Annotated in this window: 19 protein-coding genes and 2 rRNA genes; 7 read left to right on the top strand and 14 right to left on the bottom strand. The window is 44.8% G+C overall.

The annotated features are described in order from the left end of the window. Nucleotides 1-160 precede the first annotated feature (160 nt). Both ACH784_RS00160 and ACH784_RS00155 read right to left on the bottom strand, forming a co-directional pair. Nucleotides 161-3,044: ribosomal RNA gene (locus tag ACH784_RS00160) — 23S ribosomal RNA — on the bottom strand. A gap of 270 nt (nt 3,045-3,314) precedes the next feature. Beyond that, a 16S ribosomal RNA gene (locus ACH784_RS00155) occupies nt 3,315-4,847 on the bottom strand. Together the 16S and 23S rRNA genes form the textbook arrangement of a ribosomal RNA operon. Before the next feature lie 596 nt (nt 4,848-5,443). On the opposite strand from ACH784_RS00155, the gene ACH784_RS00150 reads away from it, so the two are divergent. After that, nucleotides 5,444-5,986, top strand: coding sequence for a gamma carbonic anhydrase family protein (locus ACH784_RS00150; RefSeq protein WP_404392478.1), 543 nt, complete (start codon nt 5,444-5,446; stop codon nt 5,984-5,986). On the opposite strand, the gene ACH784_RS00145 is transcribed toward ACH784_RS00150, so the two are convergent. Then, nucleotides 5,969-6,208 (bottom strand): DUF1488 family protein, encoded by a 240-nt coding sequence (locus ACH784_RS00145; RefSeq protein ID WP_404392476.1) that lies wholly within the window; start codon nt 6,206-6,208, stop codon nt 5,969-5,971. The two genes, ACH784_RS00150 and ACH784_RS00145, sit on opposite strands and share 18 nt — an antisense overlap. Before the next feature lies 1 nt (nt 6,209). Beyond that, on the bottom strand, nt 6,210-7,028 hold the full coding sequence (aroE, locus tag ACH784_RS00140) for a shikimate dehydrogenase (protein WP_404392474.1): 819 nt from the start codon (nt 7,026-7,028) through the stop codon (nt 6,210-6,212). 23 nt (nt 7,029-7,051) lie between these two features. On the opposite strand from aroE, the gene ACH784_RS00135 reads away from it, so the two are divergent. Both ACH784_RS00135 and ACH784_RS00130 read left to right on the top strand, forming a co-directional pair. Beyond that, entirely contained in the window at nt 7,052-7,510 is a 459-nt protein-coding gene (locus ACH784_RS00135) for a group II truncated hemoglobin (RefSeq protein WP_058028310.1), read from the top strand. A 101-nt stretch (nt 7,511-7,611) separates the two neighbouring features. Then, nucleotides 7,612-9,222, top strand: a complete 1,611-nt coding sequence (locus ACH784_RS00130; RefSeq protein ID WP_404392472.1) for a methyl-accepting chemotaxis protein — start codon at nt 7,612-7,614, stop codon at nt 9,220-9,222. Between the two features lie 65 nt (nt 9,223-9,287). Here the strand turns inward: ACH784_RS00130 and hemF are convergent, their stop codons facing one another. From hemF to ACH784_RS00100, 6 genes are all read right to left on the bottom strand, one after another. Continuing rightward, nucleotides 9,288-10,202 carry an oxygen-dependent coproporphyrinogen oxidase gene (gene hemF / locus ACH784_RS00125; RefSeq protein WP_404392470.1) on the bottom strand — a complete coding sequence of 305 codons (915 nt, stop codon included), beginning with the start codon at nt 10,200-10,202 and terminating at the stop codon, nt 9,288-9,290. A 2-nt stretch (nt 10,203-10,204) separates the two neighbouring features. Beyond that, complete coding sequence (locus tag ACH784_RS00120) at nt 10,205-10,774, bottom strand: Sua5/YciO/YrdC/YwlC family protein (protein ID WP_404392468.1); 570 nt, start codon at nt 10,772-10,774, stop codon at nt 10,205-10,207. Beyond that, complete coding sequence (locus ACH784_RS00115; RefSeq protein ID WP_404392466.1) at nt 10,774-11,340, bottom strand: topoisomerase DNA-binding C4 zinc finger domain-containing protein; 567 nt, start codon at nt 11,338-11,340, stop codon at nt 10,774-10,776. Before ACH784_RS00115 ends, ACH784_RS00120 begins: the two co-directional genes overlap by 1 nt. An 89-nt stretch (nt 11,341-11,429) precedes the next feature. Further along, on the bottom strand, nt 11,430-11,903 hold the full coding sequence (locus ACH784_RS00110) for a DUF494 family protein (RefSeq protein WP_404395310.1): 474 nt from the start codon (nt 11,901-11,903) through the stop codon (nt 11,430-11,432). A gap of 2 nt (nt 11,904-11,905) precedes the next feature. Beyond that, on the bottom strand, nt 11,906-13,003 hold the full coding sequence (gene dprA / locus ACH784_RS00105; RefSeq protein ID WP_404392464.1) for a DNA-processing protein DprA: 1,098 nt from the start codon (nt 13,001-13,003) through the stop codon (nt 11,906-11,908). A gap of 39 nt (nt 13,004-13,042) precedes the next feature. After that, entirely contained in the window at nt 13,043-14,164 is a 1,122-nt protein-coding gene (locus ACH784_RS00100; RefSeq protein ID WP_404392462.1) for a LysM peptidoglycan-binding domain-containing protein, read from the bottom strand. A gap of 118 nt (nt 14,165-14,282) precedes the next feature. On the opposite strand from ACH784_RS00100, the gene def reads away from it, so the two are divergent. Genes def through trkA form a run of 4 tightly spaced genes read left to right on the top strand, consistent with a single transcriptional unit; the run spans nt 14,283 to nt 18,435 of the window. After that, nucleotides 14,283-14,792, top strand: a complete 510-nt coding sequence (gene def / locus ACH784_RS00095) for a peptide deformylase (protein ID WP_404392460.1) — start codon at nt 14,283-14,285, stop codon at nt 14,790-14,792. Between the two features lie 27 nt (nt 14,793-14,819). Continuing rightward, complete coding sequence (fmt, locus tag ACH784_RS00090) at nt 14,820-15,764, top strand: methionyl-tRNA formyltransferase (RefSeq protein ID WP_404392458.1); 945 nt, start codon at nt 14,820-14,822, stop codon at nt 15,762-15,764. Further along, nucleotides 15,764-17,047, top strand: a complete 1,284-nt coding sequence (gene rsmB, locus ACH784_RS00085; protein ID WP_404392456.1) for a 16S rRNA (cytosine(967)-C(5))-methyltransferase RsmB — start codon at nt 15,764-15,766, stop codon at nt 17,045-17,047. Before fmt ends, rsmB begins: the two co-directional genes overlap by 1 nt. Nucleotides 17,048-17,058: 11 nt before the next feature. Beyond that, nucleotides 17,059-18,435, top strand: coding sequence for a Trk system potassium transporter TrkA (gene trkA, locus ACH784_RS00080; protein ID WP_058028293.1), 1,377 nt, complete (start codon nt 17,059-17,061; stop codon nt 18,433-18,435). 15 nt (nt 18,436-18,450) lie between these two features. On the opposite strand, the gene ACH784_RS00075 is transcribed toward trkA, so the two are convergent. The 4 genes from ACH784_RS00075 to pepQ form a co-directional block, all read right to left on the bottom strand. Continuing rightward, nucleotides 18,451-19,140 (bottom strand): flagellar brake domain-containing protein, encoded by a 690-nt coding sequence (locus ACH784_RS00075; protein WP_404392454.1) that lies wholly within the window; start codon nt 19,138-19,140, stop codon nt 18,451-18,453. A gap of 127 nt (nt 19,141-19,267) precedes the next feature. After that, the gene (locus tag ACH784_RS00070) at nt 19,268-20,719 is read right to left on the bottom strand and encodes a TrkH family potassium uptake protein (protein WP_404392452.1); all 1,452 of its coding nucleotides are present in this window, start codon (nt 20,717-20,719) and stop codon (nt 19,268-19,270) included. A 52-nt stretch (nt 20,720-20,771) separates the two neighbouring features. Next, a complete protein-coding gene (locus ACH784_RS00065; protein ID WP_404392450.1) occupies nt 20,772-21,386 on the bottom strand; it encodes a YigZ family protein in 615 nt (204 codons plus the stop codon). Nucleotides 21,387-21,514: 128 nt separating this feature from the next. Then, nucleotides 21,515-22,837 carry a Xaa-Pro dipeptidase gene (gene pepQ / locus ACH784_RS00060; protein ID WP_404392448.1) on the bottom strand — a complete coding sequence of 441 codons (1,323 nt, stop codon included), beginning with the start codon at nt 22,835-22,837 and terminating at the stop codon, nt 21,515-21,517. Nucleotides 22,838-22,917: the final 80 nt, after the last annotated feature.

Here is a 22,917-nt window from a genome sequence, read left to right as displayed (position 1 = left end):
TTCGCACGAGCATTCCATTTGCGCAAGGTGAACTGATTTCGCATTACTGCTGAGGTCAGTTACCTTGTTTAATTCTTAAATCTGGAAAAAATCTGATAATTCTTAAAACTTTCTACTTTAGTTCATATTAGCTTCTGAGCTAAAACCACTTTGGCGTTGTATGGTTAAGCCTCACGGGTAATTAGTACTGGTTAGCTTAATGTATCACTACACTTCCACACCCAGCCTATCAACGTTGTAGTCTCCAACGGCCCTTCAGTTAACTTAAAGTTAAAGTGAGAACTCATCTCGAGGCTCGCTTCCCGCTTAGATGCTTTCAGCGGTTATCGATTCCGAACGTAGCTACCGGGCAATGCAATTGGCATCACAACCCGAACACCAGCGGTTCGTCCACTCCGGTCCTCTCGTACTAGGAGCAGCCCCTCTCAATTCTCAAACGCCCACGGCAGATAGGGACCGAACTGTCTCACGACGTTCTAAACCCAGCTCGCGTACCACTTTAAATGGCGAACAGCCATACCCTTGGGACCGACTTCAGCCCCAGGATGTGATGAGCCGACATCGAGGTGCCAAACACCGCCGTCGATATGAACTCTTGGGCGGTATCAGCCTGTTATCCCCGGAGTACCTTTTATCCGTTGAGCGATGGCCCTTCCATTCAGAACCACCGGATCACTATGACCTACTTTCGTACCTGCTCGACGTGTCTGTCTCGCAGTTAAGCTGGCTTCTACCATTACACTAACCGTACGATGTCCGACCGTACTTAGCCAACCTTCGTGCTCCTCCGTTACTCTTTGGGAGGAGACCGCCCCAGTCAAACTACCCACCAGGCACTGTCCACAACCCCGATTAGGGGCCTATGTTAGAACATCAAACATACAAGGGTGGTATTTCAAGGATGGCTCCATGACAACTGGCGTCGCCACTTCAAAGCCTCCCACCTATCCTACACATGTAGGCTCAATGTTCAGTGCCAAGCTGTAGTAAAGGTTCACGGGGTCTTTCCGTCTAGCCGCGGGTACACAGCATCTTCACTGCGATTTCAATTTCACTGAGTCTCGGGTGGAGACAGCGTGGCCATGGTTACACCATTCGTGCAGGTCGGAACTTACCCGACAAGGAATTTCGCTACCTTAGGACCGTTATAGTTACGGCCGCCGTTTACCGGGGCTTCGATCAAGAGCTTCGTCCGAAGACTAACCCCATCAATTAACCTTCCGGCACCGGGCAGGTGTCACACCGTATACGTCATCTTACGATTTTGCACAGTGCTGTGTTTTTAATAAACAGTCCCAGCCACCTGGTCACTGCGGCTGTCGTCAGCTTAAAGAGCAAGTCTCATCACCAACAACAGCGTACCTTCTCCCGAAGTTACGGTACAATTTTGCCTAGTTCCTTCACCCGAGTTCTCTCAAGCGCCTTAGTATTCTCTACCTGACCACCTGTGTCGGTTTGGGGTACGATTCGAAATAATCTGAAGCTTAGAGGCTTTTCCTGGAAGTAGGGCATCATCAACTTCACCACCGTAGTGGCTCGTCTCGACTCTCAGCCTTAGCGACCCGGATTTTCCTAAGTCACCAGCCTACAGCCTTTCACATGGACAACCAACGCCATGCTTGATTAGCCTGCTCCGTCCCCCCATCGCAATTATTCCAAGTACGGGAATATTAACCCGTTTCCCATCGACTACGCTCTTCAGCCTCGCCTTAGGGGTCGACTTACCCTACCCTGATTAACATGGGATAGGAACCCTTGGTCTTCCGGCGTGCGGGTTTTTCACCCGCATTATCGTTACTCATGTCAGCATTCGCACTTCTGATACGTCCACCCAACTTTACAATTGAGCTTCAGCCGCTTACAGAACGCTCCCCTACCCCGCATACTAATGTATGCAGCCGTAGCTTCGGTGGTATGTTTAGCCCCGTTACATCTTCCGCGCAGGCCGACTCGACTAGTGAGCTATTACGCTTTCTTTAAAGGATGGCTGCTTCTAAGCCAACCTCCTAGCTGTTTTAGCCTTCCCACATCGTTTCCCACTTAACATACACTTTGGGACCTTAGCTGACGGTCTGGGTTGTTTCCCTCTCCACGATGGACGTTAGCACCCACCGTGTGTCTCCCGGATATTACTTTACGGTATTCGGAGTTTGCAAAGGGTTGGTAAGTCGGGATGACCCCCTAGCCTTAACAGTGCTCTACCCCCGTAAGTATTCGTCCGAGGCTCTACCTAAATAGATTTCGGGGAGAACCAGCTATCTCCCGGTTTGATTAGCCTTTCACTCCAAGCCACAGGTCATCCCCTAACTTTTCAACGTTAGTGGGTTCGGTCCTCCAGTTGATGTTACTCAACCTTCAACCTGCCCATGGCTAGATCACCGGGTTTCGGGTCTATACCTTGCAACTCAACGCCCAGTTAAGACTCGCTTTCGCTACGGCTACCCTAAACGGTTAACCTCGCTACAAAATATAAGTCGCTGACCCATTATACAAAAGGTACGCAGTCACCCTCGAAGGGCTCCTACTGCTTGTACGTACACGGTTTCAGGTTCTATTTCACTCCCCTCACAGGGGTTCTTTTCGCCTTTCCCTCACGGTACTGGTTCACTATCGGTCAGTTGGGAGTATTTAGCCTTAGATGATGGTCCACCTATATTCAGTCAAAGTTTCACGTGCTCCGACCTACTCGATTTCACTTTAGATAAGTTTTTGTGTACGGGACTGTCACCCTGTGTCGTCAAACTTTCCAGAATGTTCCACTAACTACACTAAAGCTTAAGGGCTAGTCCGATTTCGCTCGCCGCTACTTTCGGAATCTCGGTTGATTTCTTTTCCTACGGGTACTTAGATGTTTCAGTTCTCCGCGTTCGCCTCGTTAACCTATGTATTCAGTTAACGATACCTGTAAACAGGTGGGTTTCCCCATTCGGAAATCCTAGTCTCAAGCGCCTCTTACTGGCTTGACTAGGCTTATCGCAAGTTAGTACGTCCTTCATCGCCTCCAACTGCCAAGGCATCCACCGTGTACGCTTAGTCACTTAACCATACAACCCGAAGTGGTTTATTACTTTGAGGTGTATGTGTCAAAGACAGTTTTAACTTCGCCAGAAGTTAATATTGAATACTAAAGTAGACGCTAATAAACAATTAAATGTTTATCGGCATTGTTTTACTTTTGAAAACTCTTTTTAGAATTTCTTCTAAAAGAATTAATTATCAGCTTTTCCAAATTTTTAAAGAGCAATATTAATTAGCTATAAAGCTAACTAACAATCATCTGTGTGGACACTACGAACAAATCTGTTCTAAATCGTTAAGGAGGTGATCCAGCCCCAGGTTCCCCTAGGGCTACCTTGTTACGACTTCACCCCAGTCATGAATCACTCCGTGGTAAGCGCCCTCCCTAAGGTTAAGCTACCTACTTCTGGAGCAACCCACTCCCATGGTGTGACGGGCGGTGTGTACAAGGCCCGGGAACGTATTCACCGCGGCATTCTGATCCGCGATTACTAGCGATTCCGACTTCATGGAGTCGAGTTGCAGACTCCAATCCGGACTACGACGCACTTTAAGTGATTCGCTAACTCTCGCGAGCTTGCAGCACTCTGTATGCGCCATTGTAGCACGTGTGTAGCCCTACACGTAAGGGCCATGATGACTTGACGTCGTCCCCACCTTCCTCCGGTTTATCACCGGCAGTCTCCTTAGAGTTCCCGACCGAATCGCTGGCAACTAAGGATAGGGGTTGCGCTCGTTGCGGGACTTAACCCAACATCTCACAACACGAGCTGACGACAGCCATGCAGCACCTGTATCAGAGTTCCCGAAGGCACCAAACCATCTCTGGTAAGTTCTCTGTATGTCAAGTGTAGGTAAGGTTCTTCGCGTTGCATCGAATTAAACCACATGCTCCACCGCTTGTGCGGGCCCCCGTCAATTCATTTGAGTTTTAACCTTGCGGCCGTACTCCCCAGGCGGTCTACTTAATGCGTTAGCTTTGGAAAAGTTGTCCGAAGACCCCAGCTCCTAGTAGACATCGTTTACGGCGTGGACTACCGGGGTATCTAATCCCGTTTGCTCCCCACGCTTTCGTACATGAGCGTCAGTATTGACCCAGGTGGCTGCCTTCGCCATCGGTATTCCTTCAGATCTCTACGCATTTCACCGCTACACCTGAAATTCTACCACCCTCTATCATACTCTAGTTTGCCAGTTCGAAATGCAGTTCCCAGGTTGAGCCCGGGGCTTTCACATCTCGCTTAACAAACCGCCTGCGTACGCTTTACGCCCAGTAATTCCGATTAACGCTCGCACCCTCCGTATTACCGCGGCTGCTGGCACGGAGTTAGCCGGTGCTTCTTCTGTAAGTAACGTCACAGCTAGCAGGTATTAACTACTAACCTTTCCTCCTTACTGAAAGTGCTTTACAACCCTAAGGCCTTCTTCACACACGCGGCATGGCTGCATCAGGCTTGCGCCCATTGTGCAATATTCCCCACTGCTGCCTCCCGTAGGAGTCTGGACCGTGTCTCAGTTCCAGTGTGGCTGATCATCCTCTCAAACCAGCTAGGGATCGTCGCCTTGGTGAGCCATTACCTCACCAACTAGCTAATCCCACTTGGGCTAATCTAAGGGCGAGAGCCGAAGCCCCCTTTGGTCCGTAGACGTTATGCGGTATTAGCAGTCGTTTCCAACTGTTGTCCCCCACCCTAAGGCATATTCCCAAGCATTACTCACCCGTCCGCCGCTCGTCATCTTCTAGCAAGCTAGAAATGCTACCGCTCGACTTGCATGTGTTAGGCCTGCCGCCAGCGTTCAATCTGAGCCATGATCAAACTCTTCAATTAAAAGTGTTTTGTTCGAAGTAAACTTCAAACCACGCTCAATGAATTCTGATTTTGATTCTTTCGAATCGAATTGACTATGAAGTCACTCAGTTACATTTGAGACTCTAATTTTTTTGCTCCTGAATCAAGAGCTGTTAGAACTCAACCTGCACGAGTGCCCACACAGATGATTGCTTCATATTTTTAAAGAACATTGTAACTCGATGAGTTACCGCAGCCTTGCTGCGAAGTGGAGCGCCATAATAACGACTTCACTTTTTATGTCAACACTTAATTTTAAAAAGTTTTTTAAGATTAAGTTTTATTTGACTCGACATCGTTTTGATTTGCTTTTCAGCGTCTCGCCCCGTGTCAGTGGGGTCGCATTATAGGGAGAGCAGAAAATTACGCAACCCCTTTTTTAAAGAAAAATGCAAAAAACTGACTGTTCGCGTGCATTTTAAACGAAACGCCTATTTTTGATACTTTAACGCTGTAATTTTGGTCACTTCTGAGTGTTAACTGCTATTTTTAAGCCATGGTAAATTGCTCGCTTTGACTCTACACTAATTACAAAGCATAAATAACATCTCAATAAAACTCGGGGCTCTACACAAATGATAAGAAGTTATAAAGGGATCTATCCTAAATTAGAAAAATCCGTCTATGTTGATGAATCAGCCGTTTTAGTCGGTGATATCACTATTGGTGAAGATAGTAGCGTCTGGCCTCTAGTTGCAGCGCGAGGAGATGTTAACTATATACAGATCGGTGAGCGCACTAATATACAAGATGGTAGCGTACTTCACTTAACGCGCAAGAGCGCAAACAACCCTGATGGTTACCCACTTATTATTGGTGATGATGTGACAGTCGGCCATAAGGTAATGCTGCATGGCTGTAAGCTTGGTAACCGTATATTAGTGGGTATGGGCGCTATCGTGATGGACAATGCGATTGTCGAAGATGATGTCATCATCGGTGGCGGTGCATTAGTACCACCTAATAAGAAACTTGAATCAGGCTATTTATATGTAGGTAGCCCGGTGAAACAAGCTCGTCCGTTAACTGATTCAGAGTTAGCCTTCTTGAAAATATCAGCGCTCAATTATGTTGAGTTAAAAGATGATTACTTAGCAGAGTCAGACTCGGCTAAGTAATACTTCCCCTTCTGCTGAGTAGCTTTCTTCTTCGATAAGCGCCTCAGCTTGCATTTCATAATCAAATTGATGCTCTGCAAAGTGGGCAAGTGCTGTTACCTCTTCGCCTTCGAATGCAACACAGCAACGAATGATTAAACCAGAATTCATCGCAGTAAACTCTATTCTTTGCTGAGTCGCATTAAAACTCGCATCATCATTAAATAAGATTGCTTGATTCATGTTAACCCTTAGCAAATGTATTTATTACTGGTGTTAATTCGGGCATATCGCCTTGCCAAAGATAATAAGCTTCTGCAGCCTGCCCTATTAGCATACCAATGCCATCTACTAACTTGGTATTTGAGTTAATAGACGCCACCCATTTTAAGAAGCTAGTTTGTTCATTGCTATAAAACATATCGTAGGCAAGATGACATTGTGTAAAAACAGTCTCCGATATATTTGGAAGTTCACCGGTCACACTCGATGATGTCGAGTTAATCACCACTTCATAAGTAGAACTGGTTACCTCGTCTAGGCCAACCCCTTTCACATGACCATAAGCAAAAAACTGCTCAGCCAATAACTCAGCTTTCTCTTGGGTGCGATTCGCAATCGTGATGTCTTTCACCCCAGCTTGTAATAAAGGATAAATACATCCTCTTGCTGCACCACCCGCACCAATCAGTAGTACAGATGCGCCATCTAGTTTGCATTCATTACGAATTAAGTCAGCCACTAACCCAGCACCATCGGTGTTATCACCAAGTAATCGACCATCATCTAACTTCTTAATGGTATTCACAGCTCCCGCTAACTGTGCTCTTTCTGTGAGCTCATCCACAAGCTCAAACGCACGCTCTTTAAAAGGCAAGGTGACATTGGCTCCCTCGCCCGCTTTGTTTGTAAAAAAGTCTTGTGTGAATGCTTCGAATTCATCTAATGGCGCCAGCAAAGTTTGATAATCTATTTGCGTTGAAAACTGCTCTGCAAATTGCCTATGGATTTGTGGCGATTTAGAATGTTTTATCGGATTACCAAATACCGCGAATTTACCCATTAAATAAGCCCAGTGAATAGTTTATGAAGCAGCTAATTAAACGCATCTTCAACAAAGATGCAAGTAAAGAACAAGAGAGTAATATGCACGAGACCCCTACAGTGGAAAAATCACCTTATGAAATTTTAGGTGGGGAAGCAGGTGTTAAAGCCTTAGCAGATCGCTTTTACGATGTAATGGCAGAAGAAGAATACGCGAAACCGCTATATGACATGCACCCACAGCCTTTAGACCGAATACGCTTAGTCTTTTTCGAATTTCTATCTGGTTGGTTAGGAGGCCCTGACCTATTTGTTGAGAAATACGGGCACCCTATGTTGCGAAAACGCCATATGCCTTTTTCGATAGATAAAGACTTAAGAGATCAGTGGATGTTTTGCATGAATAAAGCACTCGAAATCGAGGTGGATAATCCGTTGCTAAGAGTGGGACTAAGAAAATCTTTCGAGCAATTAGCTACACACATGATAAATAAGGACTAAACTATTAATCAATTGTTAAATTAGCTGTGGCTCATTTGCGCTGAATCAAGCCTCCTTATCTCTAAAAGCTGCATAATGGAATAATATATGAGTGAGATTGAATGATTACTGTGAAATCGATACAACATAAAATTTATGCACTTTTAGCGATAACGGGCGTACTTGTACTCATTGCCAGTATTTGGAGTAGCTCAGATCAGCAACAAAAACTTGCTCAAGAGACCGTTGCAGAGAATATCAAGTTATTAGCTGATAACTATTTTGATTCTATTAATACCATGATGCTGACAGGCACTATGGCCAACCGCGAAATACTCAGCGAGAAACTGCGTGCTCACCCTAGCATCGAAGACGCCCATATCATTCGTAGCGAACAAATCAATAAACTTTATGGACCAGGTAATTCAAATCAGGCGCCTTCAAGTGATCCTGAAAGAGCTGCTTTAAAAGGCAAAGAAACCTTAGTCATTGAACAACGTGATGACAAGCGCGTTATGACTTACCTGCGGCCAATGATCGCCAGTAGTGACTATAAAGGTACAAACTGCTTAGGTTGCCACATGGCCAAAGAAGGCGATGTATTAGGGGTTGTTCGCATCAGTTACTCACTAGAAGATATAGATAACACGGTAACCAGCAATACTTGGTTAAGCACAGGGTTATTGTCGGCCATTTTTATCTCAGCCTTTGTCATTTTAGGCGTGCTATTTAGAAAACTATTTATTGTGCGTCTAAAAACCCTTGGCCGAACCATGCGCCTTGCTACACAGAATAAAGATTTAAGTCTGCGCATTGATGATGATATTGACGACGAGCTCGGTCGATTAGCGACGAACTTCAATAAAATGATGACCGCATTTAAAGAGAATATGGCGCAAGTCTCTCACTCCTCTCATGTGCTTATTCGCTCGGCAGAGAGTATTTACAACTCAGCAGATACCACAGAGCAAGCCATTTTGGCGCAAAAGCAAGGCACTGATTCAGTTGCTGCTGCGATTAATGAATTAGAGAGCTCATCAAGCGAAGTCAAAAACACCACACACTTTGCCTCAGAGAAGTCGGATTCAAGTAATCACCTAGCAGAAGAAAGCATGGCCGTTGCAGAGCACACAGAAGCCAGTATTAATCAACTTGCGCAGGATGTTCGCCAAGCTGCAGAGCAAGTGAGTCAACTACAAAACCAAACCCTTGAAGTGGGTAAGGTGCTTGAAGTGATCAGCAGTATCGCCGAGCAAACTAACCTGCTAGCGCTTAACGCAGCAATCGAAGCGGCTCGAGCAGGAGAAGCGGGTCGAGGCTTTGCAGTGGTTGCCGATGAAGTAAGAACGCTAGCCACTCGTACTCATGACTCTACGGATGAAATAAAACGCACCATTGAAAAACTGCAAAGCGAAGCGGCGCAAACCGTTCAAGCGATGAGTGCATCTTGTGAAGAAGCGGATGATAGAGCCTTGCAAGTGAAAAAAGTCGCGCAGGCATTAAAAGATATTTCAAATCAGATGCATGAGATAAATGACTTAAACGTACAGATCGCCGACGCCACAGAGCAACAAAACTTGGCGGCAGAAGAAATAAATCGCAGTGTCATTGGCATTCGTGATAACGCGGAAGAATCCTTAAAAGATGCACACCGCAGTAAGCAGGTCAGTGAAGAACTCCTGACTCTCGCGCGCTCTTTAGATGAGCAAGTGCGCAGCTTTAAAGTCGATTAATAATAACCTTCTTTATACAAAAACGGCGCTCAACTGAGCGCCGTTTTTCTACCTATTATATGAAGTTAAAGACTCAACCAGTCTCTTGGCTTCAAATAAGATTCATATAAGTCGGCTTCTAGTGAGTCGGCTTCTGGCGTGAAGTCATACTCCCAACGTGCTAATGGTGGCATCGACATTAAAATTGACTCTGTGCGACCGCCTGTTTGTAAGCCAAACAAGGTACCACGGTCCCACACTAGGTTAAATTCAACATAGCGACCACGGCGATAAAGCTGGAATTGACGCTGTGCATCATTGGTTGGCGTATTTTTACGTTTTTCAATGATTGGTAAGTAGGCATCTAAGAACCCATTCCCCACCGCTTGCATGAAGTCGAAGCTCTTCTCAAACCCCCACTCATTGAGATCATCAAAGAATAAACCACCTACACCACGGGTTTCACCACGGTGTTTTAAGTAAAAATATTCGTCACACCACTTTTTATAATCGTTATAAACAGTATCACCAAATGGGTCGCATAAGTCTTTTGCGACTTGGTGCCAGTGTTTAACGTCTTCTAATACAGGATAGAAAGGCGTTAAATCGAAACCACCGCCAAACCACCAAATAGGTGCTTCGCCTTCTTTTTCGGCAATGAAAAAGCGCACATTGGCATGACTCGTTGGAATATGTGGATTTTTAGGGTGAATAACCAAAGACACACCACAGGCATGGAAGCTACGACCCGCTAATTCCGGGCGATGTGCTGTTGCCGAAGCGGGCATTGACGCACCAAACACATGAGAGTAGTTAACACCGCCCTGCTCGATTACGTCACCATCACGAATAACACGGGTACGACCACCACCGCCTTCCGCTCTTTCCCATGCATCTTCAACAAATGTCGCTTTACCATCAGCTTGTTCTAGACCTGCACAAATTGTGTCTTGTAGTTGTAATAAGAAGGCTTTGACTGTTTCTAAATTTACTTTTGACATGCTTACTCTCTAATTAGCTGTGTGGTAAAGGCATCTTTAATTTGACTTGGTTTGGTTTCACCACCAAGTGCCCCTTCAACATAAAAGTCGATTTGATCGTTAAATACCGCTTTTACTTTGTCTAGTGTTGCTTCTGGCTGTTGCCCTGCAATGTTTGCACTGGTCGACACTAACGGCTTACCAAACTGCTGACAGAGTTGCTTCACCACAGGGTGCGCACTAACGCGTACCGCAATTGTCGAATGAGCACCGGTTAACCATTTGGGGGTTGAAGCCTTAGCAGGCAAAGCCCAAGTAATAGCAGCTGGCCACGAAGAAAAAATCTCAGCGCGTTTATCCATAGGGATTTTGCTGTCATCAACATAAGGTAAAAGCTGAGCAAAGTTATCGGCAATTAAAATCAGCCCTTTCTCTTCCGCTCTTTGCTTTAACGCCAAAATACGCTGCACGGCACTGTGATTATCGGGATCACAGCCAAGGCCATAAACCGCTTCTGTTGGATAACAAATTACACCACCAGCACGCAATACCGCTTCAGGTGTATCCTTGCTGGTTTGTTGTTCATGACTCACTATGATTTCTCTACTTTATGTTGGCAGGATTTCTGCGGGCATTGTAGCACAGCTTTATCGCCACGAGATTTCTCAACCATCACCCCCCAACCACATTGTGGGCAGGTTTCATCGACTGGGTGTTGATTCAAACTGTACTTACAACTTGGGTAGGCATCACAGGAGTAAAATTGTTTACCGAATTTATTGTTTCGAACAACCAGCTTCCCCTTTTTGCACTTGGGGCAGTTTGGTAACCCTTCTTCTTCGGGTTCGTCTTCATGCACAATAAAATGACAAGCAGGGTATCCAGTACATCCGATGAACATACCGTATCGGCCATTGCGAATAACCAAAGGTTCACCACATTCAGGACAAGGTGAGTCGTCGAGCACTTTAATGTCGTGATTATCGTGTTGCGCAAGCGAGCGAATATAATTACAAGCGGGGTAACTGGCACAACCTAAGAATGGCCCATTTTTGCTGTGTTTTATTACTAGCTCAGAACCACACTCAGGACAAATCTCATATTCTTTTTCTAATGCATGTTTATCAGCATTAAATAAAGAATGATCAATCTTACTCATACATGACCCCACTTAGCTCGGCTTGAAATTGCGCCTAATATAACCGTGCTAAAGTTAGGGTCAAGTATTGTGCATCAATAAAAGCATTTCTAGTGTAAGTACCCTGTTGGTTCATCGAAGATCAGGTCTTCCATTTGCGCATAGGCCTGCTCTTTACCTGGCACATTAAAGAGCACCATTAGGATCACCCACTTTAAATCATCAAGGCTGATCTCGGCCTTTTCAAGGGCCATTAATCGGTCGATAACCATTTCACGTGTTGTGCTATCAATCACACCAACTTGCTCGACAAACATTAAAAAGCCACGGCTTTCAACATCCAGCAGTTGGCACTCTTCTTCGGTATAAATACGAATGGCTTTATCGGCCGTCGCATTTAAATAAGGAATTTCATCGCTATGTTGTAAATCTGCTAATTGCTCCAGCCAATCCAAGGCTTTGTAAATCTCATCTTGATTAAAACCAGCACGTAATAGCTCGTCAGTTAATTCGTTTTGTTCAACAAAAATATCCGATTCAGAGTGGATATAGTTCTCAAATAAGTACATTAAAATATCAAACATCATTAACCCCTCGCTAATTTTATGTAGCCTTCCGCAGTGCGGGCGACTTTATCTTCGAGTTCGAGATCCAGCAGTCGTGCTAATACTTTCTCTACTGGCCATTGAGTTCTATGGGTTATGACGTCGACACTGGCCGCTTCAAAACCAAGACTCTTTAATACAGGGCAATTCTCCTCACAATCTTCTATTGGGGCATTTTCTGCCCTTTCTATATTATATAGACCGTTATTTGGCAAAAAGCTCACATCTTCTAAAATATCTGCCACGCTTTCTACCAACTTTGCACCTTGCTTGATTAGGTGATGACATCCAGCCGCGAGCGGGTTTCGGATAGAACCGGGTATAGCAAAGACCTCTCTATTTTGCTCAAGCGCATATTTAGCTGTAACTAAAGAGCCGCTTTTTATTTCTGCTTCAACAATTAAGGTACCTAGCGACAGCCCCGATATGATTCTGTTTCGCCTCGGAAAATGATGTTGGTTTGCCACAGTTCCCGGCAAAAACTCACTCACAACAAGCCCTTGCTCTGCCAATTGTTGATACAAATAGTTGTGTCGTTTGGGGTATACCACATCGACACCCGTACCTAGCACCGCAATGGTATTGCCGTTACCTGCGAGCGCCCCTTTATGTGCCGCGCCATCTATGCCCATAGCCATGCCAGAGGTAACCGTTATACCTGAACGCGTTAATTGATAGGCAAACTCAGAGGCACACTCCAACCCAGGCGGTGTTGCGTTACGACTTCCCACAATGGCAATTTGCGGCTCATTCAGTAACTCGATATTACCTTTGCAAAAAAGGATTAAAGGCGCATGACCGGTTTGTTTCAGTAAGCTTGGGTAAGCAGTATGTTCTGTATGGATAATTTGAATATTGTGTTGTTCACAAAATTTCTGGAGTTGCTCAATACGTTTTAAATCAGGGTGAACGATTTGCTCAGCGATGGCGGGATTTATACCTATTTCGATCAGTTCATCTAAAGGAGAGTCGAATAATTCAGTCAGGCTCAATTTACTTTCTATGGCTGAGAGCGTTGCACTGCCCAGCCCTTTAGTTAAATACAGTATCAGTCCTTGTAACAGTGAAAGTGTTACCATACTCCCTCCTTAGAGTATCTTATCATTTTAAGCTTTCGCTTAATTGGCGCTAATGGTATCTCCCACTCTGATTGGCTGTTGAGAGCGTGTCACCATCGCATAACTAATATTATCGTAAACTTTGAATACCATCAGCTCACCGACTTTTTCTTTTGGCATAGTCCACACCACACTGTCTTCGTCGTTTTCAGTACCAAACATTTCTCTAAAGCCAGTGATAAACTTTTCTAGCTTGTTGGCGTCTTCAACGTAGCGCGGACCATGTTTGCCTTCAATAACTGTAGGTGACTGTTTGTTAATATCAAGAATATGGCCTTCTTTAAGATTATCGTCACGGCCACGGTTTAATACCACAATAGCAGTAGAGCCGAATTCTCGCATTTGGTTATCACTCGAAATAATCGAGCCATCAATCGATTCGGTTGGACGAGTCATATTAAATTGTGCTGAAAAGCTTTGATCAACATTAATCGGCATCAGTACATCATTGGTTTTGATTTCTTGGCGAACTGTTTCAATCTCTACTTTTGCCGGATGGCCCGCTTCAATATCACCGCCAAACAACACCCGAGCCGTACCCACTAGACGCGACTCATATGCTAGAGTTTCGCCATTTTCCGGATCTATGTACGCCTCACCGCGACGATAAATACCGTAGTTCGCAGATGGGTTAAGATTGCCTTTTACATATAGCAACTGGCCTTGAGTATTGCGCAATACGTTGCGGTTTGAGCCCAACACAATCGGCTTACCATCTAGGTCGTCGGCACCAATGGCTTGGTCGAAGCGTAAAAACGGCTCTATCATAGCTAATGGTAAAGTAGGAATAGCGGTATTTTTTTGCACCACGACACGTGAACGCGGTGACAATCTCTTCACCCCTTTTTTTAACACTAATCGCGGGTTACCTTGGGCATCGTATTGCAGCGCCAAAACATCGCCGGGATAGATTAAATCAGGGTCGTCAATTTGTGGGTTCCACTGCCACAATTCTGGCCAACGCCAAGGCGTGTTTAGATACATGGTCGAAATGTCCCACAAGGTATCTCCTTTTTTCACCACATATTGTTGCGGTGCATCGGCTTTCAACCTTAAAACATCAGCAACAGCCGAAAATTGAGCGCCAACAGAGAGCATTAACGCAGCAATGGTATATTTCATTAAAGCTTCCTTGAGTTATTTTTCGATATTATCAACCAAAACCTGTAAAAGGGAAACGTGAATGGCTAAAATGAAAGCATACACGAATGCATATATAGCTCAATAGTAAAAGGTAACCATGGCTAAGTTAGAAGTATTAAGATTCCCAGATGAGCGTTTACGCACAGTTGCAGCGCCTGTGGCCGAAGTAAACGATGAAATCCGTCAAATTGTTAAAGACATGCTTGAAACCATGTATGACGAAAACGGCATTGGTTTAGCAGCGACACAAGTTAACATCCACAAACGCATTGTGGTGATCGATGTATCAGAAGAAGGTAATGAACCTTTAGTGTTAATCAACCCTGAGATCATCGCCAAAGAAGGCTCGACAATTAGTGAAGAAGGCTGTCTGTCTGTGCCTCAATCTTACGCTAAAGTAGACCGTGCTGAACAAGTCACGGTAAAAGCGTTAAATGAGAACGGTGAAGAATACACTTACGATGCAGATGGCCTATTAGCTATTTGTACACAGCATGAACTAGATCACCTAATGGGTAAGTTATTTATTGATTACTTGTCGCCATTAAAGCGTCAACGTATTCGTGCAAAGCTTGAAAAAGAAGCACGTTTAGCGGCTCGTTCTTAATTTAACCTGACAACATTGGAATATTCTGTGACTCAACCATTACGTATTGTTTTCGCTGGTACGCCAGATTTTGCTGCGCGCCATCTTCAAGCACTCATTGATTCAGAGCACCACGTTGTTGGTGTGTATAGTCAACCTGACCGCCCTGCGGGTCGTGGTAAAAAACTCAAGGCCAGTGAAGTAAAAACTTTAGCGCTTGAGCACGATTTAACTGTCTATCAGCCAGAATCATTTAAAAGCGAAGAAGCACAGCAAGAATTAGCCAGCCTAAACGCCGATGTAATGGTTGTTGTTGCATATGGCCTACTGTTACCAAAAGTGGTGTTAGATACACCGCGCCTTGGTTGCGTTAATGTGCATGGCTCTATTCTGCCGCGCTGGCGTGGTGCCGCACCAATTCAGCGCGCTCTATGGGCTGGTGATGCCGAAACGGGCGTCACCATCATGCAAATGGATGAAGGTCTAGATACAGGCGATATGCTGCATATTGCTACTTGCCCTATTACCTCTGAAGATACCAGTGCGAGCCTTTATACCAAGCTTGCCGAGCTTGGGCCTCCAGCGCTCATTGAAACGTTAAACAGCATGGCTGCAGGCACAGCGGTTGCTGAGCCTCAAGATGATAATCTTGCTAACTATGCCAAGAAGCTAAGTAAAGAAGAAGCCGATATCGACTGGCAAATGGATGCAGCACAGCTTGAGCGTAATATTCGCGCTTTCAATCCATGGCCGGTGTGTTTCACTCAAATGCAAGAAAACACAGTAAAGATTTGGCAGGCCGAAGTCGTTGCGCAAAGTGGCGAAGCGGGCACCGTATTACATGCCGACAAACAAGGTATTGTGATTGCGTGTGGACAAAATGCACTGCGTATCACACAACTACAGCCGCAAGGTAAAAAGCCAATGTCTGCGCAGGACTTCTTAAACGGTCGTGCTGAGTGGGTTGCCGCTGGTAATAAGGTAGGTCACTAATGACCAATGTACGCGCCCTTGCGGCGCAAACCCTATTTCAGGTTGTCGATAAAGGCCAATCGCTTAATACACAGCTTCCGCTTGCTGCAAAAAACTTATCGCCAAAAGACAAAGCGCTATTACAACAAATTTGTTATGGCGTTTTACGCTACTTACCAAGTTTAGAAAATTACTGCCAACAACTGCTAGAAAAACCGCTTAAAGGTAAAAACCGCGTTTTCCAATTTTTACTTTATGTGGGCATTTATCAGTTACAGCATATGCGTGTGCCAGAGCATGCTGCCGTTGCCGAAACAGTAAATGCATTGATGCAAATGCGCGCCGGTGGTCTTAAAGGTTTGGTCAATGCAGTACTGCGTAACTTCCAACGCCAGCAAGATACCTTAGAAGAAAGCAGCCAAGGTAATGATGTTTTAACATTTAACCACCCGGGCTGGTTTATTAAAGCAGTTAAAGAAGCTTACCCTGAGCAATGGCAAGACATTCTTGAACAAAACCAATTACAAGCCCCTATGTGGCTGCGTGTTAACCAGCAAATGGGTAGCACAGAAGAATACTTAGAGGCACTTGATGAAGCGGGTATTCGCGCCGAGCACTACCCAGAATATCAAGACGCCATCATCTTAGATAAAGCCTGTGATGTGGCCAAGCTACCTGGGTTTAAACAAGGTGCAAGTTCAGTACAAGATGCTGCAGCCCAGCTCGCAGCACGTTTACTTGAACCACAAGATAACGAGCGTATATTAGATGCGTGTGCAGCGCCTGGCGGTAAAACCTGCCATATTTTAGAGCTTGCCAAGGCAAACGTTGACGCACTAGATGCTGACAGTGACCGCTTACTTCGCGTTGAGCAAAATCTCGACCGTATTGGCCTTGAAGCAAATTGTATTCATGCCGATGCGAGTCAGCCAGATACTTGGTGGGACGGTCAGCAATACGATCGCATCTTGCTCGATGTGCCCTGTTCAGCCACGGGTGTCATTCGTCGCCATCCTGATATTAAATGGCTTCGAAGAAAAACTGACATTGACGATCTTGCCGAACTGCAAGGCCAGATCCTGAAAAATATTTGGCCACTGTTAAAGTCTGGTGGTACGTTACTGTATGCAACTTGCTCAGTACTACCAAAAGAAAACAAACAGCAGGTCGCACAGTTTTTAGCTGACACTAGCGACGCCATTCACCAGCCTCTTCATGAGAGTGACACACCTGAAGCACCCGGCTTACAGTTGTTACCTGGTTTAACCGATGGCTTTTATTACGCAAAAATAATTAAAAAGTAATTAATCACACTATGAAGATCATCATTTTAGGCGCCGGTCAGGTTGGCGGCACCCTAGCAGAAAACCTTGTGGGTGAACAAAACGAAATCACCGTGGTTGATATCGACGGCGATCGTTTACGAGAGCTTCAAGATAAATATGACTTGCAAGGGGTTGCTGGTCACAGCGCACACCCTGATGTGCTTCGCCAAGCGGGTGCCGAAGATGCCGATATGATCATCGCGGTGACCAGTTCGGATGAAGTCAACATGGTTGCTTGTCAGGTCGCCTACAGTATCTTCAATACACCAACAAAAATTGCTCGGATCCGCTCTGAGCAATATTTGAAGTATCGTGAAAAGCTATTCCATAACGACGACTTACCCGTAGACCACTACATTGCGCCAGAGCAGTTGGTGACCAAATACATTCGTCGCTTGATTGATTACCCAGGTGCATTACAAGTACTTCAATTTGGTGATGGCATGCTGTCACTGGTTGCTGTAAAAGCGTATTACGGTGGTCTGCTAGTGGGCTATGCGCTATCAGCATTGAAAGAGCATATTCCAAACGTTGATACTCGCGTTGCGGCAATTTACCGACAAGGTAAAGCCATTAAGCCTCTGGGTACCACGGTCATTGAAGCTGATGATGAAATCTTCTTCCTTGCCGCAACCAAACACATTCGTGCGGTAATGAATGAGCTGCAAAAGCTCGAGCAATCTTATAAAAAAATCATGATTGCCGGTGGGGGTAATATCGGCGCGGGCCTTGCGCGCTCGCTTGAGAAAAACCACAGTGTGAAACTGATCGAACGTAATCAAGCACGCGCCACTGAGCTTTCAGAAATGCTCGACAATACCGTAGTGTTCTGTGGTGACGCTTCAGATCAAGAGCTGCTTTCTGAAGAGCATATTGAACAAGTCGACGTGTTCATCGCGGTCACCAATGATGATGAAGCCAATATTATGGCTGCCATGTTGGCAAAACGCATGGGTGCACAGAAAACCATGGTACTGATCCAGCGTGGTGCTTATGTTGACTTGGTCCAAGGTGGTGAGATTGATATTGCAATCTCGCCTCAGCAAGCAACCATATCTGCGCTACTCACCCATGTTCGTCGCGGTGATATCGTTAACGTATATTCATTACGTAAAGGGGCCGCCGAAGCCATAGAAGCGGTTGCGCACGGTGATGAAAACACCTCAAAAGTGGTAGGTCGAGCTATCAGTGATATTAAATTGCCGGTTGGTACTACCATTGGTGCCATTGTGCGTAATGATGAAGTGCTGATTGCCCATGATGACACTGTGATTATGTCTGGCGACCATGTCATCATGTTCTTAATCGATAAAAAGCAAATTGGTGTAGTCGAAAAGCTATTCCAAGTAAGTGCGCTATTCGTTTAGGTTCAGCCTATGACGTTATTCTTTTTGATCGGCTTGTAACACTGACAGGTCGATCAAATACTCTTTCATTATGGCTTCCATAAAAGTCTGATCGTTCTTCAATTTTATTCCCAGCATGACTAAACCTTCTTTTTGTTTCACTCGGCAAATCTCACCATTGAGTTTAAATTGCTGGTTTTGTTTACCCTCAAGTAAAATTTCACAGTCTTGTTCTTTTAAATCTGTATTAGGACAGACGTCATCACTGTGCAAATCAAATTGAAGACCCGACAAAGAAATATCCTTTATCACGCCAACCTCAGAGTGGTCACTGGTATTAAATACTGCTGGGATTAAAGTCGGAATACGAACTTGTTCACGGAGCTGATAGCTTTGTACGGCACGGGGAAGAAATAAAAAGATAAGCTTAGTCGGGTGTGTCGTCACGGCTTTAATCATACTTTTGAAAGCAATGATTTGCCCATCACCTTGCTCGAGTACAGCGCGAACCACCACGTATGTGCCCTCTTTGACATAATCAAGTGCTGCACCTAAACGCTGTGCAGACGGGCAATTCAAAATGATATATTGCCCCGACATATAACCGACAAATTCCGTTTTTAAACGTTTTGAGCCTGCCGGCATGATCACTTCAATATCTACTGTGCTCCCTGTTGGCAGCTGAGAAATAATAGATACATCTACACTGGTTTGCGACTTTAACATCTTTGACCTTTACAACTTGCAGTCAGTACAAGTGTCCCTTTTATTTTTGTTATTCCTGTATATATCGGCCATCTACCGAAGACTTTAATCTGCTGACCTAAATTTTTCGTTAAGCCTTAAGACTAGTCTAGCCTCGCCAAAATGTCGGTGTAAATAACACCAGTAGTGTGAATATTTCTAAACGACCAAATACCATGGCTAACGTTAAAATCCATTTAGCTGAATCGGTAATGTCGCCATAATGCGCAGCCACATCGCCTAGCCCCGGACCTAAGTTATTTAAACACGCAGCAGTCGCTGAAAACGCGGTGATGTTGTCCATACCCGTGCCTAACAAGGCAATCATGATGATCACGAACACTAGAGCATAAGCGGAGAAAAAGCCCCATACTGCTTCAACGACTTTGTCTGGCAGCGCTTTACGACCTAATTTAATTGAGTAAATCGCACGAGGGTGAACCAAACGATTTAGCTCTCGCACACCTTGAAGATACAGTAAGAACACGCGTACCACCTTCATGCCACCACCAGTCGAGCCCGCACAGCCACCAATAAAGCTTGAGAAGATAAGTAAGATAGGTAAAAACAGAGGCCAAGCCGAAAAATTATCTGTCGCAAACCCAGCAGTTGTACTGATAGAAACTGCTTGGAACAAAGCCTGATCTAGGGTTTCATCACCGTTTGTATAAACCTGATTTGACGATAAAACAGCAAAGCAAATCACCACCAAAGCTAATTGAATGAATAAGAAAACTTTAAGTTCAGGATCTCTAAAATACACTCTAAAATTACGGTTAGCCACTGCCGCATAATGAAGCGAAAAGTTCACCGCAGCGATGATCAAAAACACCACACAAATGAGGTTAATCAAAGGACTATCGAAGTAACCCATAGACGCGTCATAGGTTGAGAAGCCACCAATCGCAATCGTTGAGAAGGCGTGACAAATCGCATCAAAGAAGTTCATCCCCGCTAACCAATACGCCAAAGTACAGGCCGCCGTTAACGCTACATAGATATACCAAAGGTGCTTGGCGGTATCGGCTATGCGCGGTGTCATTTTTGAATCTTTAACTGGCCCCGGTGTTTCAGCGCGATATAACTGCATGCCACCGACACCTAGCATAGGCAGGACCGCAACCGCTAATACGATGATACCCATGCCCCCTAACCATTGCAGCTGCTGACGGTAAAACAATACCGACTTAGGCAAGGTTTCAATGCCCGTTAAAACGGTTGCACCGGTTGTGGTTAAGCCTGAAAAAGCTTCAAATACTGAATCTGCCAAGGAGAGGTTGGGTGTTTGCAAGAAGATAAGCGGTAAGGATGCGAACGAACCCAGTACCAGCCAAAATAACACCACAATCAAGAAGCCTTCTCGGGCTTTCAAATCTCCTTTTTGATGGCGGTTAGGATAATACGCCAACATACCCATAATAATACTGAACACAAACGCCAGTACGAATGGTACACCCCCACCATCTTTATAAATCAGCGAAACTAGTGCAGGCGGCACCATTGTGATACTAAATAAGGCCACCAGCTGGCCAAGAATTTTTATTATGGTACGAAATTGCATGCTGCGTTACGCTTCAAAAATAAGAATGACAGAGTGTTATTACTTGATTGTCTTACTCTTTACAGACTAACTCAACCACTCCATGGGTTAAATCAAAAATTTCTTGCTGTGCTTGTTCAACTTGTCGACTATCAATGCTGACTTGCCAATTCACCGCTGAGTCATAGCTTTTATCCAGCTGCAAAATAGTGAAATGGGTATTTAGATACTGCTCGATAACTCCCTGCAGCGCATAATCAGAGCGCCCTATCAGCTCAGTTGCAGGCACTTTCAACGTGGTTTTTAGTACATCAAGGGCATTATTTAAAGTACCGCCATAGGCGCGCACTAAACCGCCCGTGCCCAGCTTAATGCCGCCAAAATAACGGGTTGTTACTGCGGTTATTTCACCAAGCCCTGAGCCAATAAGCACATTCAACATAGGTTTGCCCGCAGTGCCATTGGGTTCGCCATCATCCGAGAAACCATAGACATGACTGCCCCCAGGCGCACCCGCCACATGTGCCCAACAGTTATGTCTGGCATCTGGATAGTCATCATTGATCTTCTGAATAAAGGCTTTCGCAGACTCAATGGTTGGCGTATGCGCAATATGCACTAAAAAAGTGCTCTTCTTAATTTCTTCGTGATGACTGATGGATTCGCTTGGAATATAGAATTCTGACATAAAGTTGGGGGTCCAGTATTTATACCAATCCTCAAAATAGCTCACTTAATTAAGAGGATTAGTATTAGAAACGGGAAGCAACTGCTTCCCGTTAGTGTAACGAATTTCTTTTCGATGCGTCGACTTAATTAGTCTAAGTCTAAATCACGCGTCATATTCTCTAGACGATCTTCATGCACAATGATGTTGTCTTCAATACGAATACCACCATATGGCTTGAATGCGTCAACCTTTTCCCAATTAATGTATTGGTTGTTATCCGTCTTCGCTAAATCACCGAGTAGTGAATCGATGAAGTATAAACCTGGCTCAATAGTGAACACTTGGTTTGCTTCGATCTTACGTGTGCAACGTAAGAAAGGATGGCCTTCAGGTGGCGCTTGGTGCGTACCTGCTTCATCAGCCATGAAACCACCCATGTCATGCACTTGCAAACCTAAATGGTGACCTAAACCATGTGGGAAGAATGTCGAAGTAATGCCTTTAGCCACAATGTCATCTGCCGCAAGATTAACAATCTTAAAATCAGCCAAGGTTTGTGCAATACGCTTATGGCAATCTATGTGTAAGTCACCATATAGTTTGCCCGGCTGTAAACCTTTACCTAACTCAATTTGGTGATCGTTCAGAACTTTAATTAGCTCAGCAAACTCACCTTTTCTTTCGAAATCATAAGTACGGGTAATATCAGACGCGTAACCGTTAAAGTTTGCGCCTGCATCAATTAAGAAAGATAAATGTTTCGCAGGTGCTTTGCGGTCAAAGTGTGTGTAGTGCAAAATTGCACAGTTTTCATTAAGCGCCACAATGTTGCCGTATGGCGTATCATTTTCCATGTGCTGCGTGGCGTTTAGGTAAGCTTGTTGAATCGCAAACTCAGAACCGCCAGCATAAAACGCATCACGCGCAGCTTTATGACCTAATACAGCTAAGCGGTTTGCTTCACGTAAACAAGTCAGTTCATATTGCGTTTTATAAGCACGATGGAAGTGCAAGTAGTTCATCACCGGCTCTGGGTTTACATTGGTGAAACCTAATGCCTGTGCCACTTCTAAGTACTCGCCAATGTAAGCAAACTTTTCTTTATCGTATGGTAGGTATTTCTCTACCTGATCTGGCTGTAATAATAGCTGGATATCAAAATACTCAGCCCAGAAGTCACTCGGCTCATCAGGCACTTTATGCCAGAAATCAACCGGACGATAAAAAATGAGTTTAGGTTTATCTTCACCGTTTACCACAATCCAACAATGTGGATTATCGATCACAGGTAACCAAGCTTTAAACTGAGGGTTCACCTTAAACGGATAATACATGTCATCTAAAAACTGGCGCTTTGCTTGTCCAGAGTGGATCACTAAGCCATCTAAGCCTTCTCGCTCAATAATGGTTTTGGTGCGCTGCTGCAATGTTGCAATATGCTCAGCGTATAAATGTGCTAATTGTTCCATGGTGTACCCATTTCGTTTGGTTTTTCATTTCGCCAGTCTAGCATAAGGCCTAAAACGCAATCCAGCCAACACGCTGGATT

It is taken from the genome of Pseudoalteromonas phenolica (genome assembly GCF_044788725.1).
GTDB lineage: Bacteria > Pseudomonadota > Gammaproteobacteria > Enterobacterales > Alteromonadaceae > Pseudoalteromonas > Pseudoalteromonas phenolica_C.
Note: the sequence above shows the minus strand (reverse complement) of the source record. Positions and strands in the feature narration are given on the sequence as shown.

What these genes read in the sequence shown, in the direction of transcription:
- ACH784_RS00150 (WP_404392478.1), top strand. Translation starts at nt 5,444, where the DNA reads ATGATAAGAAGTTATAAAGGGATCTATCCTAAATTAGAAAAATCCGTC.
- ACH784_RS00145 (WP_404392476.1), bottom strand. Translation starts at nt 6,208, where the DNA reads ATGAATCAAGCAATCTTATTTAATGATGATGCGAGTTTTAATGCGACT.
- aroE (WP_404392474.1), bottom strand. Translation starts at nt 7,028, where the DNA reads ATGGGTAAATTCGCGGTATTTGGTAATCCGATAAAACATTCTAAATCG.
- ACH784_RS00135 (WP_058028310.1), top strand. Translation starts at nt 7,052, where the DNA reads ATGAAGCAGCTAATTAAACGCATCTTCAACAAAGATGCAAGTAAAGAA.
- ACH784_RS00130 (WP_404392472.1), top strand. Translation starts at nt 7,612, where the DNA reads ATGATTACTGTGAAATCGATACAACATAAAATTTATGCACTTTTAGCG.
- hemF (WP_404392470.1), bottom strand. Translation starts at nt 10,202, where the DNA reads ATGTCAAAAGTAAATTTAGAAACAGTCAAAGCCTTCTTATTACAACTA.
- ACH784_RS00115 (WP_404392466.1), bottom strand. Translation starts at nt 11,340, where the DNA reads ATGAGTAAGATTGATCATTCTTTATTTAATGCTGATAAACATGCATTA.
- ACH784_RS00110 (WP_404395310.1), bottom strand. Translation starts at nt 11,903, where the DNA reads ATGTTTGATATTTTAATGTACTTATTTGAGAACTATATCCACTCTGAA.
- dprA (WP_404392464.1), bottom strand. Translation starts at nt 13,003, where the DNA reads ATGGTAACACTTTCACTGTTACAAGGACTGATACTGTATTTAACTAAA.
- ACH784_RS00100 (WP_404392462.1), bottom strand. Translation starts at nt 14,164, where the DNA reads ATGAAATATACCATTGCTGCGTTAATGCTCTCTGTTGGCGCTCAATTT.
- def (WP_404392460.1), top strand. Translation starts at nt 14,283, where the DNA reads ATGGCTAAGTTAGAAGTATTAAGATTCCCAGATGAGCGTTTACGCACA.
- rsmB (WP_404392456.1), top strand. Translation starts at nt 15,764, where the DNA reads ATGACCAATGTACGCGCCCTTGCGGCGCAAACCCTATTTCAGGTTGTC.
- trkA (WP_058028293.1), top strand. Translation starts at nt 17,059, where the DNA reads ATGAAGATCATCATTTTAGGCGCCGGTCAGGTTGGCGGCACCCTAGCA.
- ACH784_RS00075 (WP_404392454.1), bottom strand. Translation starts at nt 19,140, where the DNA reads ATGTTAAAGTCGCAAACCAGTGTAGATGTATCTATTATTTCTCAGCTG.
- ACH784_RS00070 (WP_404392452.1), bottom strand. Translation starts at nt 20,719, where the DNA reads ATGCAATTTCGTACCATAATAAAAATTCTTGGCCAGCTGGTGGCCTTA.
- ACH784_RS00065 (WP_404392450.1), bottom strand. Translation starts at nt 21,386, where the DNA reads ATGTCAGAATTCTATATTCCAAGCGAATCCATCAGTCATCACGAAGAA.
- pepQ (WP_404392448.1), bottom strand. Translation starts at nt 22,837, where the DNA reads ATGGAACAATTAGCACATTTATACGCTGAGCATATTGCAACATTGCAG.